Genomic DNA, 21,048 nt, shown 5'->3' on the forward strand with positions numbered 1-21,048 from the left:
TTGGTTAACACTTAATTCTTAATAAATAATTTAATTATGATATTTTTAAATGTGATTTTTTCTTTACGGTTATTATATTTAAAACAAAATTCATTTAAATAAGATTGGAGTCATTTTTTTGAAACTCAATGAAATTGGCCGATAAAACCTCTTTTTAATATTGCTCAAAAACTTTCTATTGTATTTGTATGAATACCATTATAAGAAAAATATTTTTTGTGATTAACTTGTTCATGTGGTAAAATTTTATTCATTTTATAATATCCACGATATTCATCAGTAAAAAGAATAGAATTGTTAATATCAACATTTTCTTTAACTATTTTCATTAAATCTTCAGATTTAATACTTTTATTTTTTGCATGAAATAATTTAACATTACCATTTCGTTCAATAATGCCAACAACACACTCTTTACTAGTTCCTCTACTACGTAATGAGTTATTTTTATTATCAACATCATTATATTTACGCGGTTTTCCACCCACATATGTTTCATCCATCTCTAATATTTTTGCTAATAATTTAATCTCATCATTAGCCATTGCCTTTCTAATTTTATGCATCATTTTTCATACAGTTGCTAAACGTAAATTTAAGTCTCTTGAAGCTTGAGATGATGATAAACTTTTTTTAGCATTAGCCGTTAATACTATTAAAATAAATCACTTTTGAAGTGGTACACGTGTATGATGAAAAATAGTTTGAGCAGTTACACTAAAAGACTTATGACATTTTTTGCATTTATAACGCGACTCTTTTAAAACAGAGTTAACTTTTTCACTAAAACAAAAAAGACATTTTGGTTTGTTATTTCATCTTATTTCTTCTAAAAATTTTATACAAGATTCTTGGTTTGGAAATTTATTTATTATGTCTAAAATATTCATTTTCAATCACCTTTAATTAGATTTTATTTTACTAATATCTAATTATAGTTTTCAGAAATAATAATGTATATAAGTTATTGCCAATAAACGTAAAATTCCGATACTTTTTGTTTATTTTTTGTTTAATAATGACACTAATTGTGCTTTTGGTAAATTATTCATTTCATTTTGATATTGTTTAAACATATTTTTACATGTTGTAAGTTCAGTTAATGTTTCTTTTAAGTTACCTCAACCTTCAATTATGACTTTCTTTTTTTGTAGTTCTTTATATTGTAAAAAGAAATTAACAATTTCATCATGTAAATGTTGTGGTACATCTTTTAGAACTTGATACTCATTAAAGCGTGGATCAGAATTAACAACACCAAATAATTTAGTATCGACTTCACCACCATCAATCATTTTAATCATTCCTAAAATTCTAACTTCTACTAAGCAACCAGGGAAAGTTGGGTAAGTAATTAAACTAATGATATCTAAAGGATCACCATCGTAATCTAAAGTTTCAGGAATATATCCATATTCACCGGGATAAAAATTAGCACCATAAAGGACGCGATCTAATATCATAGTTTTAGATTTTCAATCATATTCATATTTATTACTTGATCCTTTGGGAATTTCAACTACCATTTGCACAATGTTATTTTCACTTTTTTTCATTAATATTTCATCTCCTTTTAAAAATTAATTTTATTATATAATAAATAAACGTTTTTTTATATATAATTAAAATAATAAATGTATTTTAAGGAGTAAAAAATGAATTTAAAATATGAGAAAAAGTGACAACAATTTAAAAGTAATATTAATAATTCTTTAAAATTGACTACTCATAGGATAGCATTAATTAGTAGTTTATTGGCAGTTACGACATTAATGACCTTATTAGAAACACCACCTATTTTTTTACCTTTTTTAAAAATTGATTTTGGTAATACTATTAATTTAATTGCATTGTTAATTATTAAACTTCCTTATAGCTTGTTAATTGCTATTATTGTTCCTTGATTAAGTTTAATATTACCTCATTTTCCTTCTGGTAACGCTGAACCGATTGGTGAATTTGCTTATATGTTAAGTACTATTACTTTATTGTTATTATATAGTAGTTTTAAATTATTATTTAAGCAATTACCGTTTTGAAAAACGCAATCTAATAATTCTTGAAAACGATTAATGATTATTGAAATACCAACAATTGTTATTACTTGTATTTTAGTATCATTAATTAGTGCTTTTTATAATTGAGCTTTTATTTTAGACATGTATGGAGCTGGTGATCTTAAAGATAAGATTTGAATTATATTTCTACCATTTAATTTAATTAAATTTACTTCAGTTTTGTTTTTATATTTATTATTAGTTAGGCCAGTACAAATTTTAGTACAACATTTTAATATTTAAATAATATATTTTATTGGTCTTTGTTTAATTCTATTGCTAAAGATTCTTCACTATTTTGTTTAATTTCTGATTCTTCTCAAGGTCTTTAAATATTTACTTCTTCTTTATAATCTTCATCAATTACTAATCGTTCTGAATCACTATCTTCTTCTGAACTATCAAAATAGTTGTTTTCTATTTGTTTTTTAATATTTACTGATAATAAATTTATTGCTTGCTGTTGATTTAAAAATTCTTCTTTATAATTTTGATTTTCATTATTATCACAATTTATTTTTGCAATATTAATAGCTTCTTCTAAGAACCTGTTTAGAATCTTTTTAATAAAATTGAAATAAAGGAAAGAACAACCATTTTTAAACTAGTATTTAATTTTCTTTCACAATTTTTTCATAATCTTCTACATTTTCTAATCAAGCAAAACTTCGCTCTATAGCTCATCTTTTTGGTAATACTACAAAAGAATGTAATTCATTACGTTTTACAACTTCAACATTCGCATTTATAATTGTTTTGATTGCAGAAGCAAATTTTTCACTAGTATAACCAACATCTACTATTATTTTTTGAACTGTAGAAAGATTTTCTTTTTCATTTTGAATCATTATTATGGCACTATTAGGATCTGTTTTTTCTGCTGTAGTTACGTAAATTGCATGTGGTAAACCTTGAGAATCAATAGCAATATGAGGTTTTATTCCTGAAATCTTTTTACCAGCATCATAACCTTTGTTTTTAGTAGTATCTGTATTTTTAACACTTTGTGAATCAATTATACAAAAACTGGTTTTTTCTTTTCGATGATTATTGATAGGAACTTTTCTAACTAATTTTTTTTTAAATTAATTGTCATATGCTAGGTTCTTTACCATTATTTTTACTTCAAATTTGAAAATAATAATATACAGTTTGTCATTTTGGAAAATTTTTTGGTAACATTCTTCATTGACAACCACTTTTTAATACATATAAAACTGCACAAAATACTTCATATAAATCTAAATTTCTTGGTTTTGTTTTCTTTTTGACATTTTCTAAAATTAATCTTATGTTCTCAAATTGTTCTTTAGTGACATGACTTGGATAATTTTTATGCATATATACCTCTTATTTTAAAATATATAGTAATTTTACCTTATTCTCTAAAAGATTCTAAACAGGTTCTAATATATCTCTTGGAGCTGAGTTGGCTGAATGTTTTGTTTTAAGTTCATTCTTTTTTGCTTTTTGTTTTCAAATTCAAATTGTTGTTTTTGAAATGCCAGTTTCTTTTTTGATTTCACCATAACTTTTACCATCTTGTAAGTATTGTAATACTTTTTCTTTTATTTCAGGTGTATATTTTTTACCATCTTTTAATTTTCCTTTTCTTTTAGCAATTTAATTTAATAAAAATCCTAATACAGAAAAATATCTATATAAGGATTTAACACTGTTTAAATTAATGATTAATATTATAATTTATTTTTTAGTTTTTGTTATTTATTTTTTAAAAAACTATCTATCAAATTATTATTATGATAGTTTCATTGTTAATTGATTTTCTAAATTAGAGTAGTATTATTAGTTTTTATAAAAATTTAATAAATGTCTTGTTTTTTGATTAAAATTAATTTATAATTTTTATAAATAAGTATTTACTTAATTAAATACCTATTTTAAAAAGGAGAAGTTATAATGATAGTTAAAAGTGTTGACCAAGAAAAAGAAAAAGTAGATATAAAAACAAAGAAAAAAATAAAGATTAATTCAAAACAACAAATTTTTAATATTACTTTAACAGGAATTTTATTGGGATTAGCTGTTGCTTCTTCGTTAATTGAAATACCTATTCAGTTTATGGGATTAATTTTACCATTAAGAATTTTTGATTCATTAATTATTGCTTTTGCTTTACCAATTATTGGTTTATATTATACATTAGCAATTGGTATTATCGAACCTTGATTACATTTATTAGCAGATAGTGATCATCCACCAATTCAACTTTTCTTTGATAATATTGCTAATATTTTATTTATTGTTTCTTTTTATTTTATTTACTACTATCTTTTTAAATTGTGTAATAAAAGTAAAAATTTAAAAGTAGATACTATCAAAAAAGTAAGTGCTGGTCTAGTAATAGTACCCTTAAATGCGATTATTGCTACTTTATCTTTTGCTTTAACTTTAGTAGTGCTTTATTTTAGTCCTAACCTATCAAGACCTGATGAATATGATAATAATATTCTTAATTTTAATAATCATTCAGTAATTATATTATTTATTTTACTTGGTATTGAAATTTTAAGATTTATTTTTATCTTTATCTTATTTAGTTTAGTTGAAAGAAAGATAGGTTCTGCTAAACGTTATTATTTTTAATAAAAAGTATTTTATTTTATAAAATAAAATGTTAAATTAATACTTATTAATTAAAAATAAAATTAGGGAGTAATATATGAAGTTAATAGTTATTTTAATTATTATCATGAGTATTATTTTTTTAATTGGTTTTATAATAATATTTTTTCTGAAATTAAGAAAAAAGAACGGAATTTTACGCTTATTGGTTAACACTTAATTCTTAATAAATAATTTAATTATGATATTTTTAAATGTGATTTTTTCTTTACGGTTATTATATTTAAAACAAAATTCATTTAAATAAGATTGGAGTCATTTTTTTGAAACTCAATGAAATTGGCCGATAAAACCTCTTTTTAATATTGCTCAAAAACTTTCTATTGTATTTGTATGAATACCATTATAAGAAAAATATTTTTTGTGATTAACTTGTTCATGTGGTAAAATTTTATTCATTTTATAATATCCACGATATTCATCAGTAAAAAGAATAGAATTGTTAATATCAACATTTTCTTTAACTATTTTCATTAAATCTTCAGATTTAATACTTTTATTTTTTGCATGAAATAATTTAACATTACCATTTCGTTCAATAATGCCAACAACACACTCTTTACTAGTTTCTCTACCACGTAATGAGTTATTTTTATTATCAACATCATTATATTTACGCGGTTTTCCACCCACATATGTTTCATCCATCTCTAATATTTTTGCTAATAATTTAATCTCATCATTAGCCATTGCCTTTCTAATTTTATGCATCATTTTTCATACAGTTGCTAAACGTAAATTTAAGTCTCTTGAAGCTTGAGATGATGATAAACTTTTTTTAGCATTAGCCATTAATACTATTAAAATAAATCACTTTTGAAGTGGTACACGTGTATGATGAAAAATAGTTTGAGCAGTTACACTAAAAGACTTATGACATTTTTTGCATTTATAACGCGACTCTTTTAAAACAGAGTTAACTTTTTCACTAAAACAAAAAAGACATTTTGGTTTGTTATTTCATCTTATTTCTTCTAAAAATTTTATACAAGATTCTTGGTTTGGAAATTTATTTATTATGTCTAAAATATTCATTTTCAATCACCTTTAATTAGATTTTATTTTACTAATATCTAATTATAGTTTTCAGAAATAATAATGTATATAAGTTATTGCCAATAAACGTAAAATTCCGAAAAAGAAAATAAAATCATCAAGGAAAATAAAATATCGTTTATGTAATCCAAATTCTTATCATAGTAACATTATCAAGATTAGAAAGTTTAAAAGTAATAATGATTTAGTAAATAATAAAAAAGTATTGGAAATGTTAACATATTTATAGGAAAGAGATATCGCTAATTATAATAATATTATTCCTAGTTTTTATAGCATTTTAGAAAAACCTATCCAACATAATTTGGAAACTAATAAAAATGTTAATTATTTATTAACTAATATTGTTGATATTTTATGTCACCATCATCACTGTATAGTAAATCCCTTACATTTGATTAAACATTTGTTTAATAAATGTAATAATAAATTACATCAGCACAAAAAATATTCTCATTTTAATCAAGAGAATAATCATTCAGTTAAACCAACACATGTTTTTAATAAAACACAAACTAATGCTTCTACAACAAAAAAACACAATAAACATAATTTCTCATAAATTTATAAATATTCCTTTACTAGTTATTAGTCCTAACTTAACAAAAATGGAATATCTAATTAAATTCATAATTAAAATGTATTAAGTATCTACTAATTTAACTTATTAGTAGATATTTTTTTTAAAAATAAAATTTACTGTACATTATTTTGTAATAGTTTATAATAATATCAAAATCATTATAAAAGGAGTGTAAAATATGAGACGAAAATTAAATTTATTTTTTACTACAAACCTTTTATTAAGTTCTAGCATGTCACTTTTAGCATTCACAATTGATACAAATAATGTTAGTATTAATATTTTTGCTAACAACAATGTTGATACTAAAACAGCAACTAAGTATGCTAATGAAACCTCTATTGTTGGTAAATCATTATTAATTGGTAAAAATAAAGGTTTTAATACTAATAGTTTATTAAATGATATGTATAATCAAAACCATTCTATTCAAATTGATAATCTTGCAGGTAAGAATACTGGCAATGATTTTATTAAAAATTGAACTAGTAACTTAGATGGTAATAGTATTAATACTATTCAGTTTTTATTTCAACGTAATGGTATTAATCAATCTAAAGTTGATGCTATCACTAATAATATTAATAGCTATAGTAGTTATCGTGACATATTACCAATGGTTAAAAATTATTTAAATAATTCTATTTTATCTAATGATGATACTGTTAATATGATTGATGGAATGTTAAAAAATATTAAAAATTTAATACCAAATATTAATGATTACTTATCTTATACTAATTATATTCTAATTATAACTAATACTATTGACGAATTATTAGCAGATTGAGATCAAGAAGATAATTTTAGTGGTAATACTACTTTTGAAAAAATGCAAGATTATATGTCAAAGAAAGCGACATTTGCTCAAGCTTGAAATATTCCAAGTCATGAAAAGTGATATTATGTTAAAGATGAAGCAAAAGATTGAAATTGAAATCAATTTTATGAATATATAGCTGGTGTTAATTTTAATTATATGTTTAAGTCAATATCAGGAAAATATATTGGTGAAATGATTAGTGATAATATTAAAAATGCTTGAGGTGTTGGACCTATTGGTTTTAATTCTGATAATTTTAATGCTATATTTAGTGAAACTCTTAGTAAAATTTTAACAAATCCAGTGGCATGACCTTATTTAATAAAAAAAATAATACCAATGGTTAAAAGCGAAGTATTAAAATTAACTAATCCAACTCTTGGCATTGATAGTATTACTTGAAATGACAAAACACCACTTAAAAATAATACAGTTCAACTAAAAAAAGTATTAACTATCTTTCAAGAATTAATATCTTCAAAAGATAATATGCTTAAATTAGTTACCAATTTAATGACCGGACCTTTTGGTGAGGATATTATTGCTAAAGTTACTTTTGCATGAACTGATACATATTGAACATTACCTGAGATTCAAAAGAAATTTTCTTTTATTTCAGCTATTAGTGATATTCCTCAACAAGTTGTTAATAGTTTAGAATCAGCAATTAAAAATGTTCCAATTAGTGACACAATTAATAAAATATTTGAGTTTACTAATAAATATTTAACAACAAATCCATTAATTGATTTAAAAGATTTAGTAAAATATTTATATTTAACTTTTGGTAGTAAAGATTTTATTAATGCTTTAAATAATCTTAAATATATTATTAATCATCCAACAACAGATAATATTAGTAAAACTAAAGAAATATTACAATTATTAGGTGTTCAATTTGGTGGTGAAACTAATTTTAAGCAAGATAGTGTTCTTGCAAACTTTTCTAATTGATTAAATACTCCTACTAGTAGTTTAAATTCCTTACTAAATATAATAGTTGATAAAACACATAATAATGGTATTCTTGATAATATGTTAAAGGACCAAGAAAATTTATATAAAGATATGTATAGTAAATACTTTGATATTAATAATAATAGTTATTTTACTTTAAGTGATATTGCAATGAATACATTTAAACATGATGATGGTAGTGTTAGTGCAGTTTTAAGTTATAAAATTAAAAATAATTTAGATAATAAAAGTTATGATATTACATTTAAAAATGATAATTTTCTTACAAGTAAAACCTTTAAAATAAAATTATTTCATATTAGTCAATAATTTTTAATAATTTTCTTCAATAATTAGATATTTTAATTTAAAAAGTATCCTAATATACAAGTCAGTTATTGCATTTCTCTTTAAACAATTTAAAATATAGATAACTTATAGATTTAAGAAAAAGTTATTGGGGAAAATAAAGGGGACTAATTATGAAATCATTATTAACAACATTAAGTGTTTTAACACTTGCAACAACCACAGGAAATTTAATCAATATTTTAAATACAATTGAAGAAAAAACTAATATTACAACTAATTAGATTCAAAGTAAAACGGCATCAGTTACTTAAGTTTACCAATTAATATTTTCAATCTGTAATATAATTAAAAATAATTAATACAGAAGGAGAAATTATGAATTATAAAGTTTATTCAAAAGAAACAAAATTAGCCGTTGTTAATGAGTATTTAGTTGATAAAAAACTAAAAATACATGAAATTCAAGTCAAATATAAATTATCAACTCCAGTATTAATTTATAATTGGGTTAACCAATATCAAATTAAAGGTGAAAATGTATTCACCAAAATTTCTAAATCCCAAACTTCTCACAGGATCGATAAGAAAGATATTGAAATTAAACTATTAAACAAAGAAATTGATAAACTTAGAAAACAAGCTTTAAAAGATGAGGTTGAAAAAGAACTTTTAAAGGAGCAATTAGCCTGTGAAAAGAAATTAACAAGGGGAAAAAATAGTAAATTATTAAAATATAAGTGTTTTTTAATAGTAGAAAAATATAAGCAAAAAGGTCATCAATTAAATAAAATTATTGTTTACATAGCTATTAGCAAAACAGCATACTATTTATGAGTAAAAAAAGGTAAAAAGCAATATCAATCAAAAATTAATGATAATTTGATACAAGCAATAAACAAAATAGTTCTCATTAAAAATGAAAAAAAGTACATTAATATCACTAGTTTTGAAAAAGTAAGATTAGAGTTAAAAATAAAAAATAAAGGTCTTAAATGCAGTAAAACAAGCATAAAACAAATATTAAAAGATAATAATATTAAATTATTATTAGAACCTAAATCAACAAATAGAGTAGTAGAAAATAGTGATTTAAAAAATAATAAAGATTTATTAAAACGTAATTTTTCAAGTAATAACTTTCTTGAAAAAGTTGGTATGGATGGCACATGATTTAAAAATATAATTATTGGTGATAAAAAAACAAAATTATTAGTTGTTTTTGCTACTGATATGTACAGTAATTCAATTGTTGGCTGAAAAATAAACAAAAGTGAAAATGCCAAAACTGTGTTAAATGTGGTTAATCAAATAGAATTAGCGAGTGCTAAACAATGTAATTTTACGACTATTCAATCAGATTTAGGTTCTGCTAATACAAGCGAAATTGTTAGTAAAGTTTTTAATACAAGTACTAATCTAATTCATTCAAAAAGTCTATCAGGTTTTAAAGGTAATCAAGTTAGTGAATGTTTAAATCGTTGAATTAAAAGAGATTTTAAAATGATGTTTGGTAGCACTTTTGAAAGTATGGAAAGTTTTAATAAAATATTAGAAAAATTTGTTAGATATTGAAACAATGATAGAATAGTTATTAGATTGAAAATGCCTCCAAATCAATTTGTACAGATTTGAAGACAAGAAAGTAAACTTATCTAACCAATGCCTAGTAATTTTACCTTATTCTCTAAAAGATTCTAAACAGGTTCTAAGATATAAATAACTTATAGATTTAATAAAATAAAAAGGGAGGTTTTCAATATGAAAACATTGATTACTGCACTAAGTGTTTTAACATTTGGTACATCTATGGGAACTTTAAATACTGTTTTAAATACAACTCCACAAAAAATTGAACTTTTAGATAATAAAACACAACAAGATACAATTTACATTGATAAAGATGGAAAAGAACAAACAACTAAATAAAAGAGATTTATCGAACATAAAAACTACCAAAATTACTCAAATTGGTTTTTATAAAAATCAACAAGGTGAAATTCAAGTTGTTAGAATGCCAAAAACAATTAAAGAAGTACCTGACAAATTACCATCAGAAGTAACATCTTTAAATATTATGTTTTTGGGTGCTTCACAATTTAATCAAGATTTATTAACTTGAGATGTATCTAGAGTGACAAGTATGTTGAGTGTATTTGCTGGTGCTACTTCATTTAATGGTAATATTTCAAATTGAGATGTATCTAATGTAACAGATATGCTTGTTATGTTTAATGGTAGTTTAAAATTTAATCAAGATTTATCAACTTGAGATGTATCCAATGTAAGAATTATGACTGGTATGTTTGCTGGATCAGTATTATTTGATCAAGATCTTTCAAAGTGAAATGTATCCAATGTACTAGATCAGACTGATTTTGCTGTTGGTTCAGCAATTTCTGATTCTAATAAATTACCTAAATTTAAAATTTTTTTTATTAATAACACTATTTAATTTAATCAAAAATATTTAATTTCTAAGTAATTAACTATAACAAAACTTAGAATAGTATAATAAAATATTATATTTGTTTTTTTATAAAAGAATATAATATTGACAAACGGTAAGCTTTTTTATTATTGTATGCTCTTTTAAATGTATGACTAGTCATACATTTAAAGTAATCAATTGCAATTATATGCAAAGATTATATAATATGGGTAATAGTGGGAAAGTGTGGGTGATATTATGCTACTAGGACAATCATTGTCAACATTAGATGAAAAGAAACGAATGATAATTCCTTATAAGTTTAGAAGTTATTTTCATAACAATGAGATTGTTATTGTTTCTAAAGGCTTTGAAGGCTGTTTAGTTATTCGTAACGAAATTGAATTTATTAAATGACAAGATAAAATCTTATCACAATCAGAAGGTCAGAAAGAAGCCAGAATTTTAGCAAGACAAGTATTTGCTAATTCAGAAGAATTAACTATTGATAGCAAAGGTCGCATTAATATTCCACATTCATTATTGACACTAGCTGATATTAAACAAAAAGTAATTATGATTGGACTATCCAATAAAATTGAGATTTGATCAGAAACTAATTGAAATAGTTTTAATCAAGATACCAAGGATAAATTTGAGTCAGCGGCAGCAGCTCTAGATGAGATATAAAAATTATGAATAATATCAATGCAAGACACATTTCTGTAATGTTAACAGAAGCAATTGATTTCTTAAATATTAAACCTGATGGTATTTATGTCGATTGTACATTAGGACGAGCAGGTCATAGTAAAGTTATACTATCAAAACTTACCTTTGGCAAACTATATGCTTTTGATCAAGATCAAATGGCCATTGATAATAGTAAAATTATTTTAAAAGATTTTAAAGATAAATATGAAATAATTAAAAGTAATTTTGCTAATATTCAATCTGAGCTTTTAAAAAGAAATATTACTGAAGTTGATGGTATATTATATGATTTAGGTATATCATCACCACAAGTTGATGAAGATATTAGAGGATTTAGTTATATGAAAGATGCTAAGTTAGATATGCGTATGGATCAAAGTCAAAAATTAAATGCGTGAGATATTGTTAATAATTATAATTATGAGCAATTAAAAACAATTATTAAAAATTATGGTGAAGAAGTATTTGCTAGTAGTATTGCTAAAAATATTATTAAAACAAGAACTTTTCAACCAATTGATACCACTTTACAATTGGTTACGATTATTAAAAAATCATTACCATTAAGAGTATTAAATAAACATCATCATCCTGCCAAAAAGACTTTTCAAGCATTAAGAATTGCTGTTAACAATGAGTTAGAAACATTAAAATCTTCTTTAAAACAATCTTTGAAATTATTAAAATCTAATGGTAGAATTGTTGTTATTAGTTTTCATTCTTTAGAAGATCGTATTGTTAAACAAACTTTTAATGAACTTTTAATTGATCCACAAGCACAATTATATGCTAAATTACCAGTTCACAATAATTGAAAAACAAAATATCATTTAATAATTAAAAAACCAATTACACCAAAGCCTGATGAAATAAATAAAAATCCAAGAGCACGAAGTGCAAAACTAAGAGTTATTACTTATATTGATTCGTAAAAACGTTTAGAGGTGAACAATATGAATTTTCAAGAACTATATATTATATGTCAAATTGAAGACTTTAGTTTAAAAGTTATGGTTAATAATTATGTTAATAATCAAATTCAGGTTTTATATAAAGAAACTGTTGATACTGAACAATTTTCTGAAAATGGTGTAATTATTAATTCAATTGCTACAGGTAAGTTATTAAGGCAAATTATTAATAAAATTAATAATACTTTAAATATAAAAGTACAACGTATTGCCTTAACTTTACCTTCAAATAATTTAAAAATTTATCAATCACAAGCATCACTTGACTTTAAAGATGCTAACCACATTATTACTGATGAAGATTGTAGTAAAGTGATTGAAATGGCTAAAAACATTACTATTGATAATAGTGAAATTATTTGTTTAACTAAACCATACAATTTTAAAGTTGATCATGCAATTGGTAATGAGCAATTACCAATTGCTAAAAAAGGACAAGTTATGCATGTTGATGCTTTAGTTTACTCATTACCTAAAAGTTTATATAATTCTCACCTTGAAGTATTAACTAATGCTGAAACAGAATTGTTAACTGTTACTTTAGACCAATTTGCATTAGTATGTAATATTAAAAATACTGATTTTAATCGTAATACAGTTTTAGTTGATTGAAATATTAATAGTACTAAGATTAGTGTTTTTAGTAATTCAGTATTATTTGCAACAACTAATATTAAAATTGGTTGAAATCAAATAATTCAATCATTAATGAAGCAAATGCATTGTGGTTATGATAAAGCTGAAAGATATTTACAAAAAATTATTAATATAAGTAGTAATTATTTATGCGATGTTGTTGTTGATAAGTATGTTGATGATCAAACAAAATCTATTGTTCGTTTAACAAAAACTGATTTACAAGCAACAGTTAAAAAACAAATTAATGAAATTATTGCTTGTATTGAATATTTTCTTGATGAAGTTAGTGATAATAATAGTTCAGATATGGAAATTATTTTTACGGGAATTACTATTGGTTTATGTGGTTTTGCCAACTATTTTAAAAATAATAGCAAACTAAAAGAAGTAAAATATATGCTTAGCCAAACTCCTGGTGCATATAGTTATCAGTGAACTACTTTAATCGGTAATACTCACTATCAACATTTAGTAAATGTTTTTAGTAATAATTATATTTCATCAATACATAAACCAGAAATTGTATCAAAATTAAATCATTATACACAACCTAATAATCATGATAATAAGCATTATAATTCCCCCTTTCAACCAAATTATCAGTATAATGATGGTAGTAAATAGAAGAAGACAATTTGATTAATCAGGAGGAAAATAAAATGGAACATAATAATTCACAATTTAAACCAATAGCATCAATTAGGGTAATTGGTATTGGTGGTGCTGGTAATAATGCTGTTAATAGAATGATTGAAGCAGAGGTACAAGGTGTTGATTTTTATGTTGCTAATACTGATGCACAAGTAGTTAATGCATCACCAGCTGAAAATAAAATTATTTTGGGCAAAGAATTATCAAAGGGACTTGGAGCAGGAGCTAATCCGGAAATTGGTAAACAAGCCGCAATTGAAAGTGAAGCAGATATTAAACGTGCTTTAGATGGTGCAGATATGGTTTTTATTGCTGCTGGTATGGGTGGTGGTACTGGTACTGGTGCTGCATCAATTGTTGCAAGAATTGCTAAAGAATGTGGTGTTTTAACAATTGCTATTGTTACTAAACCATTTAAATTTGAAGGACGTAATCGTAATGCTCATGCTGTAGTTGGAATTGAAAATTTAAAGAAACAAGTTGATGCAATTATTATAATTTCTAATGATAAATTATTACAAGTAATTGGTAATATCCCTCTTAAAGATTCGTTTAAAGAAGCAGATAATATTTTACGTCAAGGTGTACAGACTATTACTGATTTAATTGCTGTTCCTGCCTTAATAAATTTAGATTTTGCTGATGTTCGTACTATTATTGAAAATAAAGGTAATGCCTTATTTGGTATTGGAATGTCAAAGGGTGAGCATAAAGCTAAACAAGCCGCAACAAAAGCTATTTCTTCTCCTTTACTTGATGATGTGACAATTAAGGGTGCTAAAAATGCTATTGTTAATGTTACTGGTGGAACAACAATGACATTAACTGATGCTAATATTGCTGTTGATTTAGTTCGTGATGCTGCAGGTAATGATGTTAATATCATTTTTGGTGTTGCTGTTAATGAAAATTTAAATGATGAAATGATTGTAACAGTTATTGCTACTGGTTTTGATGAAGAAGGTGCTAATGCTAATAATTTTGTTTATAGTTCAAAAGTTGATAATCATGAATTTATTAATAATAAGACTCAATATTTAAGTGAAGAAATAAAAGAACAAACAAAGAAAAAGGAAGAAGAACAACAAAAATTAGTTCAAGAAGCAGCAATGGAAGCAGATGATGATTTACCATCATTTTTACGAAGACGAAAGGGAGTTTAATTAATTATGGGATGAAGAAGTAAAAAATATAAAGACAATGATGAAAATAGTAATTATAAAACCAGTTTTCAAGAACAAATACAAGAATTTGCTCCTAAAAATTATCAAGAAATTGAATCAATTGCTAATGCTATGATTTTACAAAAACCAATTAAAGTTAATTTAACAACAACTGTTGAAAATGATCGAAGAAGAATTATTGATTTTCTTTGTGGTATTTCGTATGTTATTGGTTTTGTTGTTGATAAAATTGATATTCATATTTATGAATTTAAAAATGAATTAAGTTAATTTTGAACAAATAGATTTTTTATTTCTTTTTAATAATTAAAGAAATAAAATTATTTATTTTTTAAATTGTTCTTACATTAATTTTAGAATAAAAATCCCTTCTAATTTAGAAGGGATTTTTATTGTTTTAATTTGCTTATTTGTTATTTTTATAATTCTTGTTGTGTTATACAGTGAATATTGCCACCACCTAATAGTACTTCACATGTATAAAATGAATTAATTTTATAATTAGGAAAACAATTTTGTAAAACATTAATTGCATTTTATCCCATATTGGGTCATTAAAAATGGGAATAATGATTGTTTTATTTGTAATATAGAAATTAACATAACTAGCTGGCATACAAAATCCTTCGGTACGATTAGCAAAACGAGGACTTTTTTCACGATTTTCTGAATCTGACTTAGTTATAAATAATGGTGCTGGTTGATGTAATTTAGTTACTTTTATTTTTCGTCCTTTTGCATCTGTACTATTTTTAAGAAAGGTTAAAGCTTCTAAACTACGCTCATATTGAGGATCATTTTTATCATCAGTTCATGTTAAAACAACATGACCAGGTGTAATGATATGTAGTAGATTATCAACATGACCACTTGTTTCATCATTATAAACACCACGAGGAATTCATATTATTTTTTGTGCATTTAAATATTGTTTTAAATGTTCTTCAATATCTTCTTTTGTTAAATCAGGATTTCGATTAGGGTTTAATAAACATTCTTCTGTAGTATAAATTGTTTCTTCACCATCTTGATGAACGCTTTCGCTTTCTAATACAATTGGTGCTTGATAATAATCAATGTTACTATTTTTAGTCATTTCAATTCCAACTTTATTATCAATTTCATAATTTCAATTTCAACTGGGTGGATTAACACTTGGTTCATTTTTCATGCCTCATGCAGTGAAGTGAAAAATGAACAGCTCTTCGTTGTCCTTTTTTATTTATTAAATAAATTAGTCCCATATCACGCGCTCAACTATCTTGATATTTAATATCAATTAATTTGATAGTTGGATCTAATAGTTTGCGAGCTTCATTTCAATTACTTTTATTAATAATAATTTTTATTGGTTCATGTTTATTGATTGAGTTGGCTATTTTTGCAAAAACAGTTCGTGCTGGTTGACATTCTTTTTGTCAATCATATTTCATAAGTGGTCAAATCATTCATGTACCTTTATGTTCTATTGATTCAATTGGGGCAAAAAAACCATCTTTTTTTAGTGTTGATGTTAATAATTTGCTCATAATTCCCCCCTTTAAGTAGTACTATTTATAATAGTGGATTTATGTAACCCTATTCTATATATAAATAGTATTTTTTATTATAAAATATTTTGTTTACAAAATAAAATTTATTTAATAATAAAAGTGTTTATTATTTTATATAATATCAATGATGTTTTTATTTATCATTTTAATTAGTAAAATTAATGTAATATAAAGTATGATTTTTGTATATTATTTGCAATACATTTTATACATGCTATTATTTAGTAATAGTTATCTCTAATATTTGAGATAAACTATATCCATTATTATAGGTAATTAACAAGAGATTTTAGAAATTGTTAATTAACTTTTTCAAATAAATTATAACTAATTTATTTTAGAATTGTTCCTTTGCTTATTTTAATGAAAATTTAAAAAAATATGTTTTTCAAGCCCATTGTTTTATTTTTAATAAAATAAATGGGTTTTTTATTTGAAAGGATGTAAAGAAGTGCCTACAGAAAGTCAAGAAATAGGTTCTGATAATAAAAAGCAAAAAAATATTAAGGATTTTAGAAAAGAAATAATTTCTAAGATTACAAGTGCAAAAATAGAAAGAAAGTATTGTAAACAATTAATAATGATGACCTTACTATATTTTTTAATAGTTTAATTAAAAGAACGGCAAATTTTTAATGAAGAACATAATTTAATTATTGAATTAAAAAATATAGTTAAAGAAGCATTTCCAGAACAATATTTTGAAATTATAAAATTTAAACAAGAACAAGCACTAATTAATTTTGATTACTTTTTTCCTGAGTTAAAACTTCGCGATAATGCGATTAATTTTTGAAAACAAATTATACAAGAAGAAAATTTAGATCAGTTTTTATCAGCAGAGTGAAAAGAAAATATTGCTGAGTTATGTAATGTTTTTATTAATTTTGAAAAAAATATTAAAAAATTTAAAATTATTGGTGAAGATTATCAAGAAATCATAAAAGAAATCTAGAAAAAGTTAAAGAATGTAGTGAACAAGTAGCATTAGTTAGTAATGTTATGAAAAGAAAACAATTTTTAATTGATTTAGAAGATTATAATAATGAAAGTTATTATAATAGTTTTCAAAAAAAATAGCAAAAAGTATAAATGAATTAAAAAATTTCGGAATTTTACGTTTATTGGCAATAACTTATATACATTATTATTTCTAAAAACTTTAATTAGATATTAGTAAAATAAAATCTAATTAAAGGTGATTGAAAATGAATATTTTAGACATAATAAATAAATTTCCAAACCAAGAATCTTGTATAAAATTTTTAGAAGAAATAAGATGAAATAACAAACCAAAATGTCTTTTTTGTTTTAGTGAAAAAGTTAACTCTGTTTTAAAAGAGTCACGTTATAAATACAAAAAATGTCATAAGTCTTTTAGTGTAACTGCTCAAACTATTTTTCATCATACACGTGTACTACTTCAAAAGTGATTTATTTTAATAGTATTAATGGCTAATGCTAAAAAAAGTTTATCATCATCTCAAGCTTCAAGAGACTTAAATTTACGTTTAGCAACTGTATGAAAAATGATGCATAAAATTAGAAAGGCAATGGCTAATGATGAGATTAAATTATTAGCAAAAATATTAGAGATGGATGAAACATATGTGGGTGGAAAACCGCGTAAATATAATGATGTTGATAATAAAAATAACTCATTACGTGGTAGAGGAACTAGTAAAGAGTGTGTTGTTGGCATTATTGAACGAAATGGTAATGTTAAATTATTTCATGCAAAAAATAAAAGTATTAAATCTGAAGATTTAATGAAAATAGTTAAAGAAAATGTTGATATTAACAATTCTATTCTTTTTACTGATGAATATCGTGGATATTATAAAATGAATAAAATTTTACCACATGAACAAGTTAATCACAAAAAATATTTTTCTTATAATGGTATTCATACAAATACAATAGAAAGTTTTTGAGCAATATTAAAAAGAGGTTTTATCGGCCAATTTCATTGAGTTTCAAAAAAATGACTCCAATCTTATTTAAATGAATTTTGTTTTAAATATAATAACCGTAAAGAAAAAATCACATTTAAAAATATCATAATTAAATTATTTATTAAGAATTAAGTGTTAACCAATAAGCGTAAAATTCCGAAAAATTTTATTAATAATATTGAAGATTCTAAGATAATAGATTATTATTATCAATTTCTTATTTTTAATAGTACTGAACAATTTGAAGCAGATAGTTTACAATCAAATATTAATAGAATATGTGGTGCTATCAATAATGAATTTACTGTATTAAAAAAAATAAGTGATTCATATACAAGTGACTTAGCAAAAAATTTCATAATGAAATATATAACAGAAGCAATAAATTTAACAAAAAGTACTTTTGAAAGAATAAAAGAAATTAAATTACAGTTTGATAGACATTGTGAACAATTCGTTGAAGAAGAAAGTAAATCGATTGAAGTTATTAATAAAAAAGAAAGAACGACATATGAAAATTTATCAAAAACTTTAGAAAATGTAAGTTTAGATAATGATAAAAAAATGATAGCAGAGTTAAAACAACAAATTAAAAACATTAGAACTATTACAAAAGAAAAAATAACAGAAAGTAAAAAAATAAAGAAGAAGCTATTGAAGAAGAACAAAAAATGCTTCAATTAGAAGAAACTAAACAAGAAATTATTAATAATACAAATTTAATGAAAAATAATATTAAAAATTATCATCAAAAAATTATTGAATTTAGGCATCAGTCACTTAAGTTTACCAATTAATATTTTCAATCTGTAATATAATTAAAAATAATTAATACAGAAGGAGAAATTATGAATTATAAAGTTTATTCAAAAGAAACAAAATTAGCCGTTGTTAATGAGTATTTAGTTGATAAAAAACTAAAAATACATGAAATTCAAGTCAAATATAAATTATCAACTCCAGTATTAATTTATAATTGGGTTAACCAATATCAAATTAAAGGTGAAAATGCATTCACCAAAATTTCTAAATCCCAAACTTCTCACAGGATCGATAAGAAAGATATTGAAATTAAACTATTAAACAAAGAAATTGATAAACTTAGAAAACAAGCTTTAAAAGATGAGGTTGAAAAAGAACTTTTAAAGGAGCAATTAGCCTGTGAAAAGAAATTAACAAGGGGAAAAAATAGTAAATTATTAAAATATAAGTGTTTTTTAATAGTAGAAAAATATAAGCAAAAAGGTCATCAATTAAATAAAATTATTGTTTACATAGCTATTAGCAAAACAGCATACTATTTATGAGTAAAAAAAGGTAAAAAGCAATATCAATCAAAAATTAATGATAATTTGATACAAGCAATAAACAAAATAGTTCTCATTAAAAATGAAAAAAAGTACATTAATATCACTAGTTTTGAAAAAGTAAGATTAGAGTTAAAAATAAAAAATAAAGGTCTTAAATGCAGTAAAACAAGCATAAAACAAATATTAAAAGATAATAATATTAAATTATTATTAGAACCTAAATCAACAAATAGAGTAGTAGAAAATAGTGATTTAAAAAATAATAAAGATTTATTAAAACGTAATTTTTCAAGTAATAACTTTCTTGAAAAAGTTGGTATGGATGGCACATGATTTAAAAATATAATTATTGGTGATAAAAAAACAAATTTATTAGTTGTTTTTGCTACTGATATGTACAGTAATTCAATTGTTGGCTGAAAAATAAACAAAAGTGAAAATGCCAAAACTGTGTTAAATGTGGTTAATCAAATAGAATTAGCGAGTGCTAAACAATGTAATTTTACGACTATTCAATCAGATTTAGGTTCTGCTAATACAAGCGAAATTGTTAGTAAAGTTTTTAATACAAGTACTAATCTAATTCATTCAAAAAGTCTATCAGGTTTTAAAGGTAATCAAGTTAGTGAATGTTTAAATCGTTGAATTAAAAGAGATTTTAAAATGATGTTTGGTAGCACTTTTGAAAGTATGGAAAGTTTTAATAAAATATTAGAAAAATTTGTTAGATATTGAAACAATGATAGAATAGTTATTAGATTGAAAATGCCTCCAAATCAATTTGTACAGATTTGAAGACAAGAAAGTAAACTTATCTAACCAATGCCCATTATATCTTGGAATAATGGCTGGAAATAAAGGAAAGTATGTAAAAGAATATAATCATTGTAAAAATTTAATTAATAATGGTCAATATGAACAATTAATTGATTATTTATATAAAGAATTAGATAATCATAAAAAATTAAAGAAAAAATATTTTAAAAATAATAAACAAGGTATTGAAAATCAAGGTGCAAAATGAAATATTGGTTGTTTTACAGAAACAAATATTTGACATGTTTTAAAAGAAATGCTTGCTAATAGAACATATAATATTTTAATTTATATTAAAATCGTTATTTTTAAATGTAATGGATCGGCTACAATTTATTGGACACTAATTATGTAGACAAATAACAATATTTGTTAAAAGAAAGGAAATATAAT

The 21,048-nt window shown here is 23.3% G+C and carries 20 protein-coding genes and 2 pseudogenes; 17 read left to right on the plus strand and 5 right to left on the minus strand.

The window, feature by feature from the left end:
* Positions 1-11: 11 nt before the first annotated feature.
* Positions 12-890 (minus strand): IS1595 family transposase, encoded by an 879-nt coding sequence (locus AAHM85_RS06875; protein ID WP_342261488.1) that lies wholly within the window; start codon positions 888-890, stop codon positions 12-14.
* Between the two features lie 111 nt (positions 891-1,001).
* Positions 1,002-1,556, minus strand: coding sequence for an inorganic diphosphatase (locus tag AAHM85_RS06880; RefSeq protein ID WP_342261489.1), 555 nt, complete (start codon positions 1,554-1,556; stop codon positions 1,002-1,004).
* A 99-nt stretch (positions 1,557-1,655) separates the two neighbouring features.
* On the opposite strand from AAHM85_RS06880, the gene AAHM85_RS06885 reads away from it, so the two are divergent.
* On the plus strand, positions 1,656-2,300 hold the full coding sequence (locus AAHM85_RS06885) for a hypothetical protein (RefSeq protein ID WP_342261490.1): 645 nt from the start codon (positions 1,656-1,658) through the stop codon (positions 2,298-2,300).
* Between the two features lie 309 nt (positions 2,301-2,609).
* Here the strand turns inward: AAHM85_RS06885 and AAHM85_RS06890 are convergent.
* A pseudogene (locus AAHM85_RS06890) lies at positions 2,610-3,398 on the minus strand (IS5 family transposase).
* A gap of 579 nt (positions 3,399-3,977) precedes the next feature.
* Between AAHM85_RS06890 and AAHM85_RS06895 the strand changes: the two are divergent.
* Positions 3,978-4,664, plus strand: coding sequence for a hypothetical protein (locus AAHM85_RS06895; protein WP_342261491.1), 687 nt, complete (start codon positions 3,978-3,980; stop codon positions 4,662-4,664).
* A 195-nt stretch (positions 4,665-4,859) separates the two neighbouring features.
* Here AAHM85_RS06895 and AAHM85_RS06900 read toward each other — a convergent pair whose 3' ends face one another.
* Complete coding sequence (locus tag AAHM85_RS06900; protein ID WP_342261492.1) at positions 4,860-5,738, minus strand: IS1595 family transposase; 879 nt, start codon at positions 5,736-5,738, stop codon at positions 4,860-4,862.
* A 782-nt stretch (positions 5,739-6,520) separates the two neighbouring features.
* Here AAHM85_RS06900 and AAHM85_RS06905 point away from each other — a divergent pair.
* The 9 genes from AAHM85_RS06905 (at position 6,521) to sepF (ending at position 15,291) form a co-directional block, all read left to right on the plus strand.
* Positions 6,521-8,452, plus strand: coding sequence for a hypothetical protein (locus AAHM85_RS06905; protein ID WP_342261493.1), 1,932 nt, complete (start codon positions 6,521-6,523; stop codon positions 8,450-8,452).
* A gap of 357 nt (positions 8,453-8,809) precedes the next feature.
* Positions 8,810-10,090, plus strand: coding sequence for an IS3 family transposase (locus AAHM85_RS06910; protein WP_342261494.1), 1,281 nt, complete (start codon positions 8,810-8,812; stop codon positions 10,088-10,090).
* 102 nt (positions 10,091-10,192) lie between these two features.
* A complete protein-coding gene (locus AAHM85_RS06915; protein ID WP_342261495.1) occupies positions 10,193-10,360 on the plus strand; it encodes a hypothetical protein in 168 nt (55 codons plus the stop codon).
* Positions 10,335-10,886 carry a BspA family leucine-rich repeat surface protein gene (locus tag AAHM85_RS06920; RefSeq protein WP_342261496.1) on the plus strand — a complete coding sequence of 184 codons (552 nt, stop codon included), beginning with the start codon at positions 10,335-10,337 and terminating at the stop codon, positions 10,884-10,886. The genes AAHM85_RS06915 and AAHM85_RS06920 overlap by 26 nt, the downstream gene beginning before the upstream one ends.
* A 234-nt stretch (positions 10,887-11,120) precedes the next feature.
* A complete protein-coding gene (gene mraZ, locus AAHM85_RS06925; RefSeq protein ID WP_342261497.1) occupies positions 11,121-11,552 on the plus strand; it encodes a division/cell wall cluster transcriptional repressor MraZ in 432 nt (143 codons plus the stop codon).
* 5 nt (positions 11,553-11,557) lie between these two features.
* Positions 11,558-12,508 carry a 16S rRNA (cytosine(1402)-N(4))-methyltransferase RsmH gene (gene rsmH, locus AAHM85_RS06930; protein ID WP_342261498.1) on the plus strand — a complete coding sequence of 317 codons (951 nt, stop codon included), beginning with the start codon at positions 11,558-11,560 and terminating at the stop codon, positions 12,506-12,508.
* A 21-nt stretch (positions 12,509-12,529) separates the two neighbouring features.
* Positions 12,530-13,810: a hypothetical protein gene (locus AAHM85_RS06935; RefSeq protein ID WP_342261499.1), complete on the plus strand. Its 1,281-nt coding sequence runs from the start codon at positions 12,530-12,532 to the stop codon at positions 13,808-13,810.
* 35 nt (positions 13,811-13,845) lie between these two features.
* Entirely contained in the window at positions 13,846-15,000 is a 1,155-nt protein-coding gene (gene ftsZ / locus AAHM85_RS06940; protein WP_342261500.1) for a cell division protein FtsZ, read from the plus strand.
* Positions 15,001-15,006: 6 nt separating this feature from the next.
* Complete coding sequence (sepF, locus tag AAHM85_RS06945) at positions 15,007-15,291, plus strand: cell division protein SepF (RefSeq protein WP_342261501.1); 285 nt, start codon at positions 15,007-15,009, stop codon at positions 15,289-15,291.
* Between the two features lie 149 nt (positions 15,292-15,440).
* On the opposite strand, the pseudogene aguA reads toward sepF, so the two are convergent.
* Positions 15,441-16,550, minus strand: a pseudogene (aguA, locus tag AAHM85_RS08485) (agmatine deiminase).
* Between the two features lie 457 nt (positions 16,551-17,007).
* On the opposite strand from aguA, the gene AAHM85_RS06960 reads away from it, so the two are divergent.
* The 6 genes from AAHM85_RS06960 (at position 17,008) to AAHM85_RS06985 (ending at position 21,010) form a co-directional block, all read left to right on the plus strand.
* Positions 17,008-17,187, plus strand: a complete 180-nt coding sequence (locus tag AAHM85_RS06960; RefSeq protein ID WP_342261504.1) for a hypothetical protein — start codon at positions 17,008-17,010, stop codon at positions 17,185-17,187.
* Between the two features lie 595 nt (positions 17,188-17,782).
* Positions 17,783-18,661, plus strand: a complete 879-nt coding sequence (locus AAHM85_RS06965; protein ID WP_342261505.1) for an IS1595 family transposase — start codon at positions 17,783-17,785, stop codon at positions 18,659-18,661.
* Positions 18,662-19,213: a hypothetical protein gene (locus tag AAHM85_RS06970; RefSeq protein WP_342261506.1), complete on the plus strand. Its 552-nt coding sequence runs from the start codon at positions 18,662-18,664 to the stop codon at positions 19,211-19,213.
* Positions 19,201-19,326 (plus strand): hypothetical protein, encoded by a 126-nt coding sequence (locus AAHM85_RS06975; RefSeq protein ID WP_342261507.1) that lies wholly within the window; start codon positions 19,201-19,203, stop codon positions 19,324-19,326. Before AAHM85_RS06970 ends, AAHM85_RS06975 begins: the two co-directional genes overlap by 13 nt.
* A gap of 51 nt (positions 19,327-19,377) precedes the next feature.
* The gene (locus tag AAHM85_RS06980; RefSeq protein WP_342261508.1) at positions 19,378-20,658 is read left to right on the plus strand and encodes an IS3 family transposase; all 1,281 of its coding nucleotides are present in this window, start codon (positions 19,378-19,380) and stop codon (positions 20,656-20,658) included.
* Between the two features lie 25 nt (positions 20,659-20,683).
* Positions 20,684-21,010, plus strand: coding sequence for a hypothetical protein (locus tag AAHM85_RS06985; RefSeq protein WP_342261509.1), 327 nt, complete (start codon positions 20,684-20,686; stop codon positions 21,008-21,010).
* The last annotated feature ends 38 nt before the right edge of the window (positions 21,011-21,048 follow it).

The organism is Spiroplasma endosymbiont of Notiophilus biguttatus (genome assembly GCF_964030985.1).
GTDB lineage: Bacteria > Bacillota_I > Bacilli_A > Mycoplasmatales > VBWQ01 > Spiroplasma_E > Spiroplasma_E ixodetis_A.